Annotated in this window: 17 protein-coding genes and 1 pseudogene; 8 read left to right on the top strand and 10 right to left on the bottom strand. The window is 46.8% G+C overall.

The window, feature by feature from the left end:
• Window positions 1-2: 2 nt before the first annotated feature.
• Window positions 3-2,201: a glycoside hydrolase family 52 protein gene (locus tag NSQ57_RS24290; RefSeq protein WP_342425427.1), complete on the bottom strand. Its 2,199-nt coding sequence runs from the start codon at window positions 2,199-2,201 to the stop codon at window positions 3-5.
• Between the two features lie 166 nt (window positions 2,202-2,367).
• On the opposite strand from NSQ57_RS24290, the gene NSQ57_RS24285 reads away from it, so the two are divergent.
• The gene (locus NSQ57_RS24285; RefSeq protein ID WP_069012237.1) at window positions 2,368-3,312 is read left to right on the top strand and encodes an AraC family transcriptional regulator; all 945 of its coding nucleotides are present in this window, start codon (window positions 2,368-2,370) and stop codon (window positions 3,310-3,312) included.
• A gap of 161 nt (window positions 3,313-3,473) precedes the next feature.
• Window positions 3,474-3,575: pseudogene (locus tag NSQ57_RS24280) on the top strand (dehydrogenase); the annotation flags it as partial.
• A gap of 151 nt (window positions 3,576-3,726) precedes the next feature.
• Here the strand turns inward: NSQ57_RS24280 and NSQ57_RS24275 are convergent.
• Window positions 3,727-4,899: an MFS transporter gene (locus NSQ57_RS24275; RefSeq protein ID WP_342425426.1), complete on the bottom strand. Its 1,173-nt coding sequence runs from the start codon at window positions 4,897-4,899 to the stop codon at window positions 3,727-3,729.
• A gap of 147 nt (window positions 4,900-5,046) precedes the next feature.
• Between NSQ57_RS24275 and NSQ57_RS24270 the strand changes: the two genes are divergently transcribed.
• Window positions 5,047-5,490, top strand: a complete 444-nt coding sequence (locus tag NSQ57_RS24270) for an Lrp/AsnC family transcriptional regulator (protein WP_029518733.1) — start codon at window positions 5,047-5,049, stop codon at window positions 5,488-5,490.
• On the opposite strand, the gene NSQ57_RS24265 is transcribed toward NSQ57_RS24270, so the two are convergent.
• The gene (locus NSQ57_RS24265; protein ID WP_342425425.1) at window positions 5,476-6,657 is read right to left on the bottom strand and encodes a serine hydrolase domain-containing protein; all 1,182 of its coding nucleotides are present in this window, start codon (window positions 6,655-6,657) and stop codon (window positions 5,476-5,478) included. The genes NSQ57_RS24270 and NSQ57_RS24265 overlap by 15 nt on opposite strands.
• 311 nt (window positions 6,658-6,968) lie before the next feature.
• Between NSQ57_RS24265 and NSQ57_RS24260 the strand changes: the two genes are divergently transcribed.
• A complete protein-coding gene (locus NSQ57_RS24260; RefSeq protein ID WP_340957347.1) occupies window positions 6,969-7,163 on the top strand; it encodes a hypothetical protein in 195 nt (64 codons plus the stop codon).
• A 381-nt stretch (window positions 7,164-7,544) separates the two neighbouring features.
• Here the strand turns inward: NSQ57_RS24260 and NSQ57_RS24255 are convergent, their stop codons facing one another.
• The 6 genes from NSQ57_RS24255 to NSQ57_RS24230 all read right to left on the bottom strand — a co-directional run bounded on the left by NSQ57_RS24255 (window position 7,545) and on the right by NSQ57_RS24230 (window position 12,277).
• Window positions 7,545-8,432 (bottom strand): copper amine oxidase N-terminal domain-containing protein, encoded by an 888-nt coding sequence (locus NSQ57_RS24255; protein ID WP_342425424.1) that lies wholly within the window; start codon window positions 8,430-8,432, stop codon window positions 7,545-7,547.
• 346 nt (window positions 8,433-8,778) lie between these two features.
• Window positions 8,779-9,681, bottom strand: a complete 903-nt coding sequence (locus NSQ57_RS24250; RefSeq protein ID WP_029518728.1) for an AraC family transcriptional regulator — start codon at window positions 9,679-9,681, stop codon at window positions 8,779-8,781.
• An 89-nt stretch (window positions 9,682-9,770) separates the two neighbouring features.
• Window positions 9,771-10,067 (bottom strand): hypothetical protein, encoded by a 297-nt coding sequence (locus NSQ57_RS24245; protein ID WP_029518727.1) that lies wholly within the window; start codon window positions 10,065-10,067, stop codon window positions 9,771-9,773.
• Between the two features lie 240 nt (window positions 10,068-10,307).
• Window positions 10,308-10,655, bottom strand: a complete 348-nt coding sequence (locus NSQ57_RS24240; RefSeq protein WP_029518726.1) for a general stress protein — start codon at window positions 10,653-10,655, stop codon at window positions 10,308-10,310.
• A gap of 123 nt (window positions 10,656-10,778) precedes the next feature.
• On the bottom strand, window positions 10,779-11,540 hold the full coding sequence (fetB, locus tag NSQ57_RS24235; protein WP_340957341.1) for an iron export ABC transporter permease subunit FetB: 762 nt from the start codon (window positions 11,538-11,540) through the stop codon (window positions 10,779-10,781).
• Window positions 11,537-12,277, bottom strand: a complete 741-nt coding sequence (locus NSQ57_RS24230; RefSeq protein ID WP_340957339.1) for a phosphate ABC transporter ATP-binding protein — start codon at window positions 12,275-12,277, stop codon at window positions 11,537-11,539. The genes fetB and NSQ57_RS24230 overlap by 4 nt, the downstream gene beginning before the upstream one ends.
• A gap of 243 nt (window positions 12,278-12,520) precedes the next feature.
• Between NSQ57_RS24230 and NSQ57_RS24225 the strand changes: the two genes are divergently transcribed.
• The 4 genes from NSQ57_RS24225 (at window position 12,521) to NSQ57_RS24210 (ending at window position 16,844) form a co-directional block, all read left to right on the top strand.
• A complete protein-coding gene (locus tag NSQ57_RS24225; protein ID WP_340957337.1) occupies window positions 12,521-13,120 on the top strand; it encodes a TetR-like C-terminal domain-containing protein in 600 nt (199 codons plus the stop codon).
• A gap of 100 nt (window positions 13,121-13,220) precedes the next feature.
• Window positions 13,221-13,862: an SDR family oxidoreductase gene (locus tag NSQ57_RS24220; RefSeq protein ID WP_342425423.1), complete on the top strand. Its 642-nt coding sequence runs from the start codon at window positions 13,221-13,223 to the stop codon at window positions 13,860-13,862.
• A 375-nt stretch (window positions 13,863-14,237) separates the two neighbouring features.
• A complete protein-coding gene (locus NSQ57_RS24215) occupies window positions 14,238-14,948 on the top strand; it encodes an MBL fold metallo-hydrolase (RefSeq protein ID WP_340957332.1) in 711 nt (236 codons plus the stop codon).
• A gap of 99 nt (window positions 14,949-15,047) precedes the next feature.
• Window positions 15,048-16,844 (top strand): glycosyltransferase 87 family protein, encoded by a 1,797-nt coding sequence (locus tag NSQ57_RS24210; RefSeq protein ID WP_342425422.1) that lies wholly within the window; start codon window positions 15,048-15,050, stop codon window positions 16,842-16,844.
• 130 nt (window positions 16,845-16,974) lie between these two features.
• Here the strand turns inward: NSQ57_RS24210 and NSQ57_RS24205 are convergent, their stop codons facing one another.
• Window positions 16,975-17,679 carry a Crp/Fnr family transcriptional regulator gene (locus NSQ57_RS24205; protein ID WP_029518719.1) on the bottom strand — a complete coding sequence of 235 codons (705 nt, stop codon included), beginning with the start codon at window positions 17,677-17,679 and terminating at the stop codon, window positions 16,975-16,977.
• Between the last annotated feature and the right edge of the window lie 34 nt (window positions 17,680-17,713).

Genomic DNA, 17,713 nt, shown 5'->3' with positions numbered 1-17,713 from the left:
CCTCAGACATGCTGTTTCTGATCCTGACTCATATGCTCTGGGAGAGTCAGACGGTTGCCGTTGCCTTCATACAGCCACAAAATAGCGGTAACTCCGCGCGGATAATATTTACTGCCGTGGGCAATGCCGGAGAGTATCTGATCGCTCCAGCACCAATAGGATTCTTCAGGGTGAAGGAGCCATGAGACGTGGGCAGCGTCTGCGGCCTGCCCAGCTTCTTCCCAAGGCAGCTCTAGCAGCTCGCGGGCAATAAACTGTGACAGATAGATTTTGCTCAGCCAGGAGTTGTTACTGGTCGAGGACAGCTTCCAGCCTCCGTCTTCAAACAGACAAACTCCCGGTACCAGTACAGTTTCCAAATGGCGCCGCAATGCTTGGATATATCCACTGAACCGTCCATCAGGCTTAAGCGCATCCTCACATCCTGTAAAGTAAGGGAAGATCAGCCCCTCAATGGCAGGAATAATCTGCGAGTCATTGCCTTCTTTAATAACTGCAGGAATATAGCCCTTGTCTGTCATATGTGCTGTGATTGCTGCTGCGCATTTGTCCGCCTGTAAGCCAGCCTCCTGTGAGAGGGAGTTAAGCCCTTTTGAGGCAAATATCTTTTCCAGTGCAACATATACCGCCCAGCATTTGCTGCCCAGATAAATGTTGTTGCGGGACTGACCCAGAGATACGTCCAGACTGTCGTAGGTCGTAATTTCCGCGCCGCCCCGGGTTCTAGAGCTGTCCAAGCCCATCAAGCCGTTTCGTTGTGCCGGGTCGGGGTGATCCCGTCGTAGCATGCTTTCGAAGCAGTCACACAAAACAGGTAGCATACGTGTCGTAAATGACTGATCCTGTGTCTGCTCGATATATACCGTGGCGCAGCAAAGCCAGTTCACCAGTTCCTCGTGGCTCATGTAAGAGAAGCAGTCGTCAATCCCTGCCAGCTCATAACAGGAGTATCCCTGCCGGGAGAACACGTTGGCTACGCCCATATCATGGGTAAACGTGATACCACCGGGATAGGTCTGTTCCTCTCCCGGAAAGCGTACCTCATCCCGATAGCTGTACCTTTGGACAAACCACTCCAGCTCGTTGCGTACCGTCCATGGATTCAAAATCAATTCATAATAAAGCTGATCCGCCGTCAGATCGAGGGTATTCATCATCCGATACTCGCCTTCGTTCACAATCCAGATCGGTTCTCCGTCCGCTTGGTGACTCAGCAGTTGAGTACTGCCGTAGTAGCTGTGGATCGCCTGAGCGAGCATAAATTTCTGGTCCGGGCTCAGGTCTGCCGACTCCATCCAGCGATTAGCCTGAACACAGGCTGCAGTCAGGTCTGTAAAATGCTTCAACGCATAGTTTCCCACGTCCTCAATATCCTTGAACAGCTGGGTATAGTAATACGACGCTTCGATGCCTGTTGTCACAATGCCGCCGCGATAGAAGCATATGGCGAAGGCATATGTGCGCTTCTCACCTGCGGGAACGTCCATCAGGAGCGCACCCGTCGTGCCCAGGCCAAAGGATAAATTCTCGGCCATGGTCTCCCCAAGCAGCTTCTCCATTGCAAATCCGCTGGCAGGTACTGCTTCGCTGCTGTTGGTCACAATGGCTGTACTGCGCCCTTGGCCGATGCCTGTGAGTCTTTCCTCCAATGGGGTAGAATCCGTAGTGTCCCTGCGCGGATCTTCTCCTATAATGCGTATGCCGCTATACGGATCACTGCCCTGATAGCCGAAAAAAGCTCTTCGCGCTGCAGTCCCCTGCGTGTTATCGACGGTTAGCTCGGCGAATACCGCCGGAACCAACGCTGCTCGCAGTTCATCCATACCTGCAATTCCCGGCTCGGGTACCGGGCGAACAGGAGAGTACAGCCGGAACGTCAAATCGCCGGCCTGCCATGTATCCGTTCCTACTTTTAGCTCACGGGTAATGTCGGAATCAGCAAAGGCCATAAGCTGCGGTTCCGTTCGTTTACCCTTTTTCTCCACGTCGTAGCGGGCACTTTCATCCTGTGTGGATGCAAAGAAGGGAAGCGCCTCGTATGATTCGCCATCTCTGGATTGCAGCCCGATATATACATTTTCGTCGGCAGGCTTGCCCAGCTCCAAACCAAGTCCGCCGCGATTACCCTTAAACCCAAGTGTAAAGCTGGAAAAAGAACCGATAGGTGCATGCTGTGTGTTATAAAATATATTTTTCGACATATAATGAAACCCCTTTCATGATAAAGTTCAACTTTGATTAACTTCACTTAGAGCCTAGCATGTCATGTGGTGGGGAACCATTGTCAAATCGCTCAACTATTTATCCAAATCGCGCTGAAAGCGATATACTGGAGTATATCCATGTAAGTAAGCCAGGAGGGAAAACATGTCGTCACCACGTTTACCGAAGCGTCCCCATCATCCGGACCTTACAGCTGCCGGAGAGGAATTCTTTTTTCCCGATGTGCGGACCACAGTCAATCTATTTGCCATTCATACACGAAGTGTGGGAAGAGACTGGAGCTATCCGCCACACGAGCATCCTCAATATGAAATTAACATCGTGCTTGCGGGAGAACAGATCATGGTTGTGGATGGTCGTAGCTATACCCAGCGACAGGGTGATCTGGTGCTGCTGCGCCCGGGGATTGTTCACTCCAGTCATAGTAACGGAAAGGGATTTACGTATTTTTGCATGCATTTCGACATTGATGATAAGCTGTTTCTCTCGCTGCTGAGTCGTCTGGAACAGGTGCTGTTTCCAGCTGAAGGCACAGTGGCAGGGCAGATGGGACCAGCGCTGGGCAAGTTGCTCGATCTTTCAACGCCGGAAGACATAGGAGTAGGTAGTGATTCGGTGGCAAAGCGAATGCGGATTCAATCTGCTGTGTTTGAACTGTTCGCAACGTTGTGGGAGGCTGTATCCAGCGAAGCCGCTCATCTGCCGGGGCGTGGATATGTGCAGGCAGAGCTTGCCCATCAGATTGCCAGTCGTCTTCAGGGCAGAGTGAATCAGCCCTATGGGCAGGCTGGCTCGGTGGAAAAACAGGATGGGATCGAGGGGATTTCATCCGAGCTAGGTATTAGCGTATCCCATTGTAATCGTGTTTTCCGTAGTGTTTTCGGCGTTTCTCCCCGTGTATATCTATCCGGGCTTGTGCTGCATGAGGCCAAGTTGCTGTTGGCTGATCCGCAATGGTCGGTGCAACAAATTGCCGATATGCTCGGCTATGGGGATATTGCGCATTTTAGCAGACAGTTCAAGCGCTGGTCGGGCCAATCGCCGACATCCTATCGCAAAAGCTCGGTGCAGGAAAGCCCATCTGAATAAAAATAAGTATTCCTTTAAAATAGTTATGATATGATCCCCATAGAGTAGCTGAGAATAATACGAATTTACATAATCAACATGCTTAATAATCAAATAGAGGAAGAGGTTCAGGCGTTTTTTGAAAAAGTCGGAGCATTCGACCATCTGTTTACACCGGGGTGGGGTATAATGAGGAAATTGCACATACTGTGTTGTATCTGATGGCGAACAAGCTTACCACCGGAAGCGTGCTGTTCCCGGATGGTGGTTATACGTTGATTTAATTCGCAACGAAGTGCATGTTTCATTCTAATCCAATCCGACAGGCAGGAATAAATCATTAAACAAAAACCGGTTCAACACCATACAAAGTGTTGACCGTTTTTTTTTATGATAACAGGCTTGGCCCTCTTGCAACTTTTTAGTTTTGCACATCTAACCTTTTATATTTCGAAAAATACGTGGATAAATTACTCTAGTCCCGATACATACCATCGCCAGCATGGCGAACAGCAAACCGCTCCACAGCGTCCCCTGGATGCCCGCTCTGGCAATAAACCATCCCCCTGCCAGCGAGCCCAGTGAAACCCCCAGGTTAATAAACGAGATGTAAAGACTGTTGGCAAACGCGGGAGCTTCTTTGGCCTCATCAATCACCCAAATCTGGGCGACAATCAGTCCGCTGGTATGAGCGGCCCCCCACACAATAATGATGAAGAGGGTAGGGATGAATGAAGAACTGATCCCGTACAGCAGCAAATAGGTGCCCCCCAAGACTACTGGATGAAAAAGAGCGGTGCGTACCTTATGCAAGCCCATGAGCTTGCCAGCCAATAGATTGCCGAGCATTCCGCCGATGCCGAAAATAATAAGCAGAAAACTGATAACATTGCTGCTCATCCCTGTGTTTTGTCCCAAATATTCGGCAGAATAGCTATACACCGAGAACATGGCTGCAAAAATAAAAGTAGCTGCCCCGATATTGAGCCACAGCGGTATTTTACGCAAAATGCCAAGCTGCTTCCGATAGGAGAACATTTCGGCTTGTGGTGTATCCGGCAGCATGAATAAAATACCAATCCCTGCAATCCCATTCGCTACCGCAGTAAACCAGAAGGAGGCCTCGTATGAAATTTGATTGGCGATATAGGCCGTAATTGGAATACCGAGTACCATTCCCATGCTCGTGCCGAGAAAGGCTTTGGCGGAAGCTTGCGTTGCCTTTTCCGGGGGATACAACGCAGTAGCGGCGACAAAGGCAAGCGAGAAGTACACCGGGTGAAACAGAGCCGGAATGATACGTAAAATCACTAGTAGATAAAAGTTGGATGTATAGGCTGACAGCAAGCTTGTTATGGCAAAAACAAACAACGACATTGTCATGATTCGCTTGCGGTTAAACCTGGACATCAATAGCACCATGAAGGGACCGAACAGCGCGATGATCAATGCAAATGAACTGACAAGAAACCCGGCCTGAGCTGCCGTAATATGAAAACGTTCAATGATGACCGGCAAAATGCCAACCACACCGAACTCAATCGTGTATACACCAAATAGGCCAAGTGCGATGAAAAGCAGAGGCTTACTATATTTCATTAGTTTCATTCCCTCTCCATGTCCTCCTACTTTACGTCCTTGATTTTGCATGCTAATATTTCATTAAATCATAAAATAATAAGTCAATATTCGAAATACTACATAATAATAATTGCGTTTATGCAATATTACCTTGGATTTAAGGAGATGGATTTGATGGACCAAGTGGATCATAAAATTTTGTTGTGTCTACAAAACCAGGCGCGTATCTCCATGACCGAGCTGGGTAAGGAGGTTGGACTTTCCCAGCCTGCCGTAACGGAAAGAGTACGGCGCATGGAGGATAAAGGTATTATCACCGGATATCGTGCCACAGTTTCACATGAGAAAGTTGGAAAACCGATCATGGCTCACGTGCTCGTGCACACGAATCAATGCAATTCATTTGTTGAGTTTTGCCAATCTGCACCTGAAGTCATTGAGTGCCATAGAATCAGCGGCGAGCAAAATTACTTACTGAAAGTCATGGTTGAGTCTATGCTCAAGCTGGAGCAGTTCGGGGATGAGTGTGGAAAGCATGGGCACTCTACCACGTTAATTGTCCTGTCCTCGCCTGTAGACCATAAACATGTAACCCCCACTTTATTAGACCCTATTTGAGCTACCGTAAATGGCTTGGCAAAGCTCAGTTGTAAACGGACCTGACATCCCTTCAAACGCTGTATTGGTAAAGGCGACCACACTGAGTCTTAGTGCGGGATCAACGAACCACGAATGACCATAAGCTCCTCCGAGACGCCACGTTCCGGGTGATTCTGCTGTTCCGCTTTCATCGGGATTTTGGAGTACGGTGAATCCTAATCCAAAACCCCGCCCCGGCCAGCCTGCCAAGGGAAGGTTCCCGGTCTGGATGGTGCCCATTTCGCGGACCCATTCCTCTGAAAGTAACGGATTGCCGCCGTTTCGCAGTGTTTCCAACAGTCGCATGAAATCTTTTGCGCTGCCAATCATACCCGAGCCACCAGAGTGGAAAGCCGTGGGATCAAAGGCTCGTGCAGGCTGAAAACGTAGTCCTGCCGTGCCCTCAAAAACCTGTGCAACCTCAAGCTCACGCATTCGCCGAGGTTCTGATATATCGTTAACATAAGGAGCCGCAAGCCGTCCGGCATCCGCGACCGCGAAACTGGTGTCGTGCATACCGAGAGGTTCGGTAACGAGTTTTTTAACAGCTGCATCAAGGCTTGTGCCACATACGCGGCTAATGATAGCGCCGAGCACATCAGTAGCAATCGAATATCCCCATGCTTTACCCGGTGTATATAACAGAGGCACAGAAGCCAAACGTTGCAAGTTCTCCTCCAGCGTAAGATTTGAAAAATCCATGCCATCTGATACGCCTGCACGATGATAGGGACCCCCGCCTTCTTCCTCTAAAAAGCCATAGGTCAACCCGGCAGTATGTGTCAGCAATTGGCGTACTGTAATGGAGGGCTGCTCACGACTGGTTAATCGGGGGCGAAAATCGGGCAACCAGCGTTCAATAGATTCATCGAGCTTAATCAATCCTTGGGCTGCCAAAACCAAAGCCGCAGTAGATACAATCGGTTTGGATACAGAAGAAAGCCGAAATAAAGCATCCTCATGCATAGGACGTTGTTCTTCTCGATCAGCCAGCCCCGCCGCTCGGACATACACGGGTGAACCATCCATATATATCATGACGACTGTGCCGATCAGACGCTTTTCGGCAAGGGTTTGATCTATAACTGCATTTACACGTCCGTCCAGACCAGCTTGTATCGCAAAAACTCTATTATCCAAACTCATAAATATCTCATCCTCTCTATGATCCAGCGGTTACCGCTTGATGGAACTTAGTTTACAGGATGGGAAGAAGACATTACATAAGGTAACAAAGGTGTTCAGTGAGTATTTACGTTAAAATAAAATTATATTAAAGGCATGACCTTGGTTTTAAATGAATGGGACTTTACAAGAAGTTATGCCGCGTTTTATAGCATCTTTTTAAGTTGAGATACGTTGAAAATAGGTGGTAAAATTTACAACAAAGAGGGTTTTGTTTATTGAGGATTGTATCGCGTAATAAGTTGGCTTGCTTGGTTGTCTTAGGAGGGGGTTTGACCGTAATTGTTACGGGTTTTGGAGGGGATAAGGAGCCTTATAAACTTCCCGATAAGCCCAAGGAGACTGCTGTCTCGACATTTTCAGAATATATGAACGCTTCTATGAGTCGCGATTACAATAAGATGCTTTCACTGTCTGATGATTATCGCTTTGAAACAGAACGGTCGAGTTTGAGCCTGACAAAGTAGACGACAATTTAGAAGATAACTTCAAGTGATTTTAGTTTTTCAATTTTCTAATCAAACGATCCAAAACGTATCCAATAAGATACCAGAAAACTAGTGTAGTGAAGTAAACAATGGCTATGGGGATGTCTGCTTCTCGCACAAATCGAAATGATTCATACATCCAAACCAACGGGCTAACGATAGCCAATAGCATATTATAGTCGTCGTTCCCCATAATATTTACAGTAATAACTAGACACGAGATTAGGACTAGCCAAAAACGAAAAGATTTCATTGCCTATACCTCCAAACCAATATTGTATCAATTTATTACCACGTACCAGCTTAGATTCTGGTCTTTATTAATGTAAGAGGAAAAGAACGCATGCAAAGTCAATTCGATCATTTTTGTTCATCAGGGATATCAAAAAAGAAATTTGTTGGATCAACTGGTTTTTGCCCTGGGTTTATCTCTTTCCCAGTATTGTCAATGAGATTGTAACTGATTTCTCCAACAGCGGCCATGAAATTAAAATGGGTTATTCGCCCTTGAATTGTAGGTTTCTGGCCGTCTTGTTCCACTAATTTATAAGGCAAAAAGGATAGACCACTGCTCTCCCTTTTGGTTGAGTCAAAACGTGCTGTCCATATTAATACACTACAATCGTTGCTGATTTTATAGTATGAAATAACATCCATCTCCTGAATAAAAAACGAATTTGATTTGCCTTCAGGAAAATAATAGTCTGTGTTCAGATTTTCATACCCTTTGGGTGTATATTCTTTTAAATTGCTAACTTTGGGAAGTTTGATTGCTGCTCCTCTGGATACATTAAGCTTATCCGAAGTATATTTGTTTTTTATTTCATTGTTTGCTTTCGCTACATAGGCCGTCTGAGATTTTGGATTCCAGGAGACATACGCATTGGATGAATCAGCAATGAATCGGAGAGGGACCATAATCCGTCCGTTTTTCAATGTAGTGACAACAGGCAAGGTTATATTTTTTGAACCAAGCGTTGCACTTTTCTGCCCAACTTTTAATAGTGTTTTTTCACCGTTACGATCTATTGTGACTGTCTTGGTGCTATTATTCCATGTGATGGATACACCAGGTAAACTTTGAACAGCATTTAATGGGACCATGGTAATCCCATGAGATTGGTAAGTTTCATCAGAGGATACAATTGAATTATTAACGATAATATGTGTCGAAGAAGCTTGTGCTGCTCCCGCACCTAAAGTAAGACCTAAAATAGATATGCAAGCTATTTTTGAGACAGAGCTCATATTCTATACCTCCACAATTGTATTTGTTGTTATAGACGAATAAAAAAGCTGAAAGCAGCTTTTATTCCAAATTTATTTAATAAAATGTATTAAAAAGAACGATATTTAAATCACTGATAGTTACTTGCAAACTAAAAATGCTGATCAAGAATAAACCGACAACTGTATGATTCAGTGAATCGGTTTATTCTGTATTTACATCGGATTGTGTCCACAATGTCAATTCGATGTGTATTGCACCTCAAAACGGAACCCGTCAGTAATAAACTGTTATTATTTTTCAACAGACTTTAGCAAGACGATGAACAGCATCCTGATCGTAGCGGCTTCTTCGGATTCTTTTTCTCTACACTTTTTTTACTGGACGTAACACTGCGTATCCGTATCCTTCTGGGAAATGCCGCTGATAATCTTGCTTTGTTTCCTCATCCCATTCATACCCCAGGCTGCTAGGGTCAAAGTTCCAAGCTTTCTCCTCCACCATTCTCATAACGTCTCCATTGTTTTTTAAATAATTGAAGGGTGGGTGGAAAAACACCAGGTAATCTGATTCGGGGATGTCCCGGCACCTCATTCCTGCGGGAATCTCTCCGGCGTAGTCAGCGGCAACCGGTATTCCATAGAGATATCCCTTCTGACCATCCTGATAGAACCAGCCCGCAGTTTGGCCCAATTGTTCGGGAAGCTTGAGATGAGACATGCTTTCCAATGTTCCGCAAATTTCATCACAATTGTGACCGTTTCTCCAGAAATCACCGTAGTTTCGAGAAGAGGTATCCCAGATTCCAATAAATTTGTGTGCTGGTATATGCTCGATTTTGACTTCAGCTTCTTGCAAATGATCCTTAACCATCTTATCCCGCTCCTTCAAATGGTAATGATAAGGAGAGAACACCTCAACGCGAATGGCTAACGGAATAGGTCGGGGCTCCTTCTGGTATACAGCCGGAGTTACCTCGAATGCTTTTACAAATGCCCGTGTAAAAGCCTCCTGTGAAGAAAACCCATACTTTATTGCAACATCGAGGATGCGGACATTGCCATCTCGGAGTTCTAGCGCGGCACGGCTAATCCGGCGCATCCACACATAATCCCTTAACGTTATTCCTGTAAGGGAATGAAACTGTTTTGTACAGTAGTAAGGGGAGTAGCCTAACTGATTGGACATTCTCAACAACGAAGGTGCTGAAGTAAGATTATTATCAATCCAATCGATCATAAGCTGAACCATTTCGTTCCATTCATACACGAGCGTTCCCTCCTTTCGACTCCATCTTAACAGCCGGAATGCAGGAATATTTGACTTGAGTTGCATGTGTTTTTTTCTCTTGTTCTGCTTTACTCCTCTACATAGCGGATATATGGGTGTTGAAAGTACCTTTGATCAGACACGAAATAATATTGTTTGCCTATAACCAGAGGAGGGATCGCGGACTTTGAGGAAATATATAATTCTTTATATCCACCTCCGTTAAAAGTATCTCTCTGTATGACCAAGTAATCATCTGTAGTTTTAACTAGCTTAGCGATTTCTGTCGAGTGATGACCTGAATAATAATAAATCCAGCTGAAAATTAGTGAAAAAAATATAATTTTTAAAATAGTTGCAGCCGTTTTATTTTTTGTAATCAACATTCGCACCAACCTCCCATAATCCATTCTTTCATTTGTAATAAAATATGTATGATTGGTTATTTATCCTGTTTATGTATATTGTAAGGTGTATGATCCGATGTTGAAAGTAACTTTTACACAAAAAGCCTATCTGCCATTCTTCCGGCAGATAGGCTTTTATAACATAAACGTCAACTTACTTTGTGTTTATACGCAGTCTGTGCCTCTTCATAGGATTGCACCGACGGCATAGCTTTATTGTCAATTATTTTTACGTTGGCGTGCGCGAGCCTCGCCGCCTTTGCGGCCTGCTTCTTCCCTACTCATTTTCCCGTCGCTATCACTTTGGTCTGAATTGCCACGGGCTTCGCCGCCCTTGCGTCCGATTTCCTGATAGAATTCCTTGTCATGGTTTTTGGAAGTGGCTTCGCCGCCTTTTTCACCAATTTCCTGGTAGAAGTCCTTGCCATGATTTTTGGAAGTGGCCTCGCCACCTTTTTCGCCAATCTCTTGGTAAAATTCTTTGTCGTGATTTTTAGCAGTAGCTTCTCCACCTAGACGTCCTGCTTCTTCGCGACTCATTTTGCCATTTTGGTTGTTGTTAGCCATGTTCAATCACTCCTCATCGAATTTTAGTAAAGCGGGTACGTGTATCTATTAACCTTTGTGTCAGGAATTAAACATGTCCCTTTTATTTTGCCAAATAGCAGATAACTGGGGATATTCACCTGATTAGCGTTCCCATGCTTCGGGGTGCAGTTGTTGCTGGCGGTTAAATAATGCCGGATAAATGAACAGGCTGAGTAGCACGCTGGTCAAAATAGCAGAGGTCATGGTGGTAAATACGATGAGCAATTGCAAACGCACAGCGGCAATCGGATTGGCACCTGCGATGATTTGTCCGGTCATCATGCCGGGAAGCTGGACAAGCCCCAGCGTTTTCTGCCCCTCAATGGTTGGAATCATACTGGAACGTATGCAATCCTTGAGTATAGGGAAGATGGCTTGTCTAGGCGTGCCGCCTAGTGCCAGAATGAGCATGATTTCAGGCTTGCGCAGCAGGACTTCCGACTTGAGCCGGGATACCAGCAGACTGGACAAAATCATGGAGCTGCCAATGATCATACCGCTAATCGGAATCATATATCGGGCTGTCGCCGGAATAATATGCAGGCCAATGAGGAATGTCTGTGTAACGATTTCCACACACAGCAAAGTCAGGAATGACTTCCACATGAGACCGGGGATAAATCGTCCTTTGCGCGCAACATTTTGTGAGGCTACGGTAATCATGAGCAGAATGAATAATACGATAAACCCGTAGCTTTGCAACCCAAAAATCAAATGCAATACATATCCAATCGCCAGCAGTTGAACCGACGCTCTGATCGTGGCGATGATCATGTCTCGGTCCAGACCGAGTTTGAAGGATTTGGACATGACAATGGCGATAAATACAAAACCAAGAGAGAGAATCAAAGCAACAATCGTCATACCCATTCTCCTGCTACAAACTTGCGGGTCTCACTATGCTGCGGAGCATTAAAAAACGTCTCCGTATCCGCTTGTTCTATCAGTCTTCCGTCGATCATTAGCCATGTTTCGTGGCCTACTCTGCGGGCTTGTTCCATGTGATGCGTAATCCAAATCATCGTTGTTCCCTCTTCTTTGTTCATTTGTAGCAGCAGTTCCTCAACCTCTTTGACCGAGGCAGGGTCCAGTGCAGAAGTAATCTCATCCAGCAGTAAAATATCCGGGCGGTTCGCAAGCGTCCGCGCCAAGGCCAAGCGTTGTCTTTGTCCGCCAGACAGTTCCTGCGCCTTCTGTTCCAACAGGTCGCGGGTGAGCCCTACGCGTTCCAACAGGCTGGCAGGATCACCCAGCACTGTACCGTGCAGCCGTTCTACGGTTTGGAGATTGTACAGGACAGTTCCCTGAAGCATGGGGGCATCCTGAAAAACCAATGCGACTTTCCGTCTCAGTTCAGGGATCTCCCACTCCGATATAGGTTTGCCGAGGACACGGATTTCCCCTTCATCCGGTGTCATTAGGAGGTTACACAGTGAAAGCAACGTGCTTTTACCAGACCCCGATGGACCGACCAACGTGGTGATTTTGCCGGGGGAAACTTTTGCGGTAATCCCGTTCAGAACCGCACGTTGTTGTCCAGACCCGGTGAAATATTTGATGATGTGGTTAAATTCAATAGCTGGAAGTGGTTTGGGTTCCATAGATATAGCTAGCTCCTTTGTAGGGGATCGAGGAAGGGATCAGATCCGTTCTATGATCTTATTTTTTTATTATATCAGTAATGACTGCTATGCTCTTCTGTAAAGATTCGATGCAGGTTGGCTGCGGTAAACGGCATTTTCTTTGTATAAACTAACAGGATTAGTTAAAATAGAATCTGGATCGATTCTGTACATGTATAAGGAACCGAATTACATAGAAATTCGATGAAAGGAGACAGGATGATGTCGCCTAGAAACGGAGTAAAGCTGCAAGATATTCTGCGGGCTGCCGAGGACATTGCCAATGAACAAGGGATGTGGGATGTCACGCTCACCACGCTGGCGCAAAAGTTGCACATTCGCCCTCCGTCTTTGTATAACCACGTGGACGGATTGAATGGACTGCGCCAAGTACTGGCATTGCACAGTCTCGAACAGTTGGAGGAAGCTTTGATGAGCGCAGCAGTTGGTAGAGCGGGCGCAGATGCGCTAACCGCTATGGGGAAGGCGTATATGCGGTATGCTCGCGAGCGACCCGGTTTGTATGAAGCGATGCTGTATGCAACTGATCGAAATGATACCGAAATGAGGCAGGCTGCGGATCGCGTGGCCGAGCTGGTCATTACCGTCCTGTCCAGTGGTTACGGCTTCAAGGAAGAAGATTGCATTCATGCAGCGAGGGGATTCCGTAGCCTGCTTCATGGATTTGCCTCGCTTGAACAAAAGGGCGGGTTTGGTTTGCCTGTCGAGGTGGACCGGAGCATTGAGGTGATCATGGCTACCTTTTTGGCAGGTCTGCGTGTGCAGCAAAAGCGAGATGGTGAGCTGACCAAAGAAGTCTGATTTCAACCTGATGCAGCTAACATGGTTGCGTCGCAGACCCGAAGGGTAAAATACATCTGTATAATGTAGATGAGAGACTCTGAATACAGGAGGGATATGAGTGAACGTACTGGTGATTGGCGCAAATGGAAAAGTAGGCAGACATCTTGTTCGTCTACTGGGGCAAAATAAATCGCATCGTGTAAAGGCGTTGATCCGCCATTCGGATCAGGCCGAAGCGCTTGAACGTTTGGGAGCAGAAACAGTGGTAGCTGACCTCGAAGGGACGGTTGGTGAAATTGCCGCAGCTATAAAAGGCAGCGATGCTGTCGTATTCACAGCAGGCTCCGGCGGAAAAACAGGTGCAGATAAAACGCTGCTTATCGACTTGGATGGAGCGGTCAAGGCGATGGAAGCCGCCGAACAAGCAGGTATCCAACGCTTCGTAATGGTCAGCGCCCTACATGCGGAGAATCGGGAGCAGTGGCCCGAATCCATTAAACCGTATTATGTGGCGAAGCATTATGCAGACCGCCTGTTGGAAGCGAGCAACCTAGACTACACGATTCTTCGTCCGGGTGGCCTGACGGATGATGTGGGCACCGGCAAAGTTGCTACCGGTGAGGATTTCACCAGCCACACCATTTCCCGTGAAGATGTGGCGGCAGTGGTCATAGCAGTGCTGGAGGAACAGCAAACGTATCATCGTTCAATTAATCTGGTGTCTGGCAGTACGCCTATTGCTGAGGCAATCCGGCTGTAATTACGGATGAAGTTGTTGGATCCATTTCTTTTGGGAATGTTTCTTCAAAGCTGTCTTTTTTCTCGTATAAGTTGTACCAAGTTTCTGCAATGATATCTGGATCTCCTGACATCTCGATATCACCATTCCCAAGACTGGGCAAAGGGAGCGTGCAGGAAGATTCGTATCTAAGACTAATTTTTGCTTTGAGAGGCATCCACGGAGGCAGAGTTCCGGGGATGCTTTTTTGCTGTTTTTCTCAGTGTGATCGTCCCCGTAGTAGTCCCAAGCTCCAACTCCGGCTGAATAGCAGCAAAAACAGTTGCTTAAAACTAATTATATTAATTATAATACTAATATAATTAGTTTGTGATGAAGACAAGGAGATGAGCTGAAATGCGTATTGTTCAGGTACAGCATCTGTATCAATTGACGTTTATGCCCCGGCTGTTCCCGGTGAACTGTTATTTGGTGGAGGAGAAAGAGGGGCTCACCTTAGTAGATGCCGGATTGCCATACAGTACCCGTGGTATAGAGCAGGCTGCGGCGCGGATCGGGCAGCCGATTATTCGAATTGTACTTACCCATGCCCATGGGGATCATGTGGGTGCGTTGGATAAGCTGAAGGCAAGGTATCCTGACGCGCAAGTATTCATTTCAAGGCGGGACGCACCGCTGCTACAGGGCGATGTATCGTTGGAGGCAGGGGAACCGGATACTCCAATTCGGGGCGATGTACCGAAGCATATCCTTACCCAGCCTGACGTTTTACTGGAGGATGGGGATCATGTAGGTTCGCTGTTGGCGATCAGCGCACCAGGACATACGCCGGGTTCGATGGCATTTTTGGATACTCGTACCCGAGCGTTAATTGCAGGCGACGCCATTCAGACCCGAGGAGGTATAGCGGTATCGGGAAGGCTTAAACCGCTGTTTCCTTTTCCGGCACTGGCTACCTGGAACAAGGAAATTTCGCTGAAAAGCGCCAAAAAGCTGGCGAGTTTCGATCCATCTTTATTAGCTGTCGGTCACGGCAACATGCTGAAGCATCCACAATCTCAGCTGGAAAGGGCGATTATGGAGATGGAACGACAATCTTCAGTGTGATGATTCCGTATTCAGCCAACATTCAGCCAGAACTCACAAAGTCCTAAGCTAAGGCAGATACAATATGGGAAAATAGAAACAGAGAGAGGTGCATCGGATTTGAACGTTTGGAAAGCGAACGGTCTGAAATATATACTTCTATTTAGTCTCATATTGTGTGCTGTCGTTAGTGTCGTTTCGTTATGGAGTTATTCAGGTAGCTCCGCGTCCCAGTCTGCGGCTGTTAGACAGGGCCCATCCGGCGGGTTTGGGGGAGGAGGCGGACCTGGCGGAGGTATGAGGGGGCTGGATTCGGTGAATAGCGCTGACAGCAAGGATCAGGGGACGACAGGCCAAACTACCGACTCCTCCACTGAGGGGACATCAACATCGGGTGACCAAGGTACAATGGCTGGAACGGATACGTCTGCATCGGACAGCAGTGGTGCCGCCAGAGACGGCCAGCACAGAGGCCCCGGAGGCATGTCTGGTAACGGATCTGGCATGGGCGGTCCTGGCGGTGGTGGAAGAAGTGGGAATTCTTCATCTGCTTATGCGACTCCGCTGGCGGTTTTCGCCGCTTTGTTCTTCGGTGCATTCGTGTTTATTACGTACCGTTTTCGGGCTCGTGATTGGAAGCTCGGGGAACGTAATCGAGGACTGATGCTGTGGACTGTGCTGGGTGTGGGTTTCTTTTTAAGAATGGCGATCGCCCCATGGATTTCGGGTCACATGGATTTAATGCTATTCCGGAACTGGGCTACGACAGCAGCGGATAGCTTATCGGGCTTTTACACGAACGGATCAAGTGATTATCCGCCGTTCTATATTTATATTTTATATGTGATCGGTCAAATCGGCTCTACGGATGCTTTCAGTCCCTATATGTCCGTGCTGCTGCGGCTTCCAAATATATTAGCCGATATCGTGACAGTGTACATGCTGTACCGGTTGGCGAGCAAACGGGTCGGCTATGGAATAAGCCTTGGATTGGCTATATTCTACGTGTTTAACCCAGCTGTATTTATCAATTCGACCTTCTGGGGGCAAGTGGATTCTTTCTTTACTCTGCTGATTGTGGGCATGATTGTGCTGCTTGTGGAAAACCGGGTGGGCTGGTCAGCCGTATTGTTTACGGTAGCGGTATTGATGAAGCCGCAGGGAATTATTTATGGGCCAGTTTTGTTTTTCGAGCTGCTGAGACAACGCAAAATACAACCTTGGCTGTTGTCCATTGGCGGTGCCGTTGTGACGACCATTCTGGTTATATTGCCATTTTCGTGGGGGCAGGAACCGTTATGGCTACTTGACCTATACAAGGGAACGGTCGGCGAGTATCCGTATGCTTCGGTGAACGCGTATAACTTTTTTGCACTGATCGGAGGCAATTATACGCAGGACACTACAACGCTGTTCCTGTTTAGTTACCATACATGGGGTATGATCTGCATTGTGCTGGTGACTCTGTTCACGTGGTGGATGTATATCCGTAGTCGCAAACCACAATTTGCAGCGGCAGCTGCACTGGTACTCATTGCAGGTGTATTTACCTTCGCTTCCAGCATGCATGAAAGGTATTTGTTCCCTGCGGCGGCGTTAGCTGTACTGGCGTATCTGTATTTGCGAGACCGCAGATTTTTATGGCTTGCAGGTGGATTCAGTCTTACGATTTTCCTGAATACCTTTGATATCTTCTATAGCTCCAATTCTCGGGATCAATACGGTATTATTTTGTGCGTGACGTCATTGTTGAATGTGTTATTGTTTGGGTATTTGGTCAAAGTAGTGTGGGATTGCTCCCAATCGACCACGATTGAGACTGCTCCTTCCACAGACGGAGTTTCGCCAGAACTTCCTTCAGCGCGGCCTGCATGGGGAGCGTCTTCCCAAGGCGTGAACACGACAATTGATCGTTAGTGGAGTATAAAATATGGTAAAAACCGCCTTTTAACGAAATGGAAGTGGTTGATAGATCAACTGCAATCCATAAGTTAAAGAAGCGGTTTTTTGTTGTTCTCATGCCAGAGTAACCTGGTATATATATGTCTCAATCCATATATTCGTTCAGTTTTTGTACATCGCAGATGGTAATCTCTCGTGTACCCTTGCTATGAATAATCCCCAGCTGTTCAAATTTTCCAAATTTACGGCTGATGGTTTCGCGGGTGACACCCACATAATTAGCCATTTCTTCGCGTGAAAGGGGGAGATTTATTTTAATATTGGAGCCATCCGGCTTGCCGTATTTATGTCCAAGCTCAAGAATCATATAGGCGATACGGATTTCCGGGTCTTTGGTAGCTAGGCTTTGAGCCAGGTTTTCGGTATGTGCCAAGCGTTTAGTAATGGTTTTGAGCAGCTTCAAAGAGATATCGGGATTGTTGCGGATCAACTGCTCCATATCATCCTTGGTGAGCATGCAAATATCAGTATCTTTTAAGGCATACGCACTAAAGTTACTCAGCTCATCGCTGTTAAATATGTTCAACTCGCCAAAAAAATCGCCAGTTGTTAGAATGTGCAGGATTTGCTCCTTACCCTGAGGCGTCATCTTCAGCAGCTTGACATGCCCGCTTTTAATAATGTACAGCGTATCGGATGCTTGTTCCTCGATAATTAGGGCCTCACCCTTCTGATATTTTCGGTGTCGGATCATGGAGCTGACCTTACACAAATCTTCGCAGGACAAAGAGGAAAAGATAGGTACTTTGCGGGCACAGGGCTCCTTTTCGCACTGGCAGGGGCAGGACATCTCATTCACATTCATTCACTCCATTCATAAACCG

Origin of the sequence: Paenibacillus sp. FSL L8-0502, from assembly GCF_038593055.1 — a bacterium.
Lineage (GTDB): Bacteria > Bacillota > Bacilli > Paenibacillales > Paenibacillaceae > Paenibacillus > Paenibacillus polymyxa_D.
Note: the sequence above shows the minus strand (reverse complement) of the source record. Positions and strands in the feature narration are given on the sequence as shown.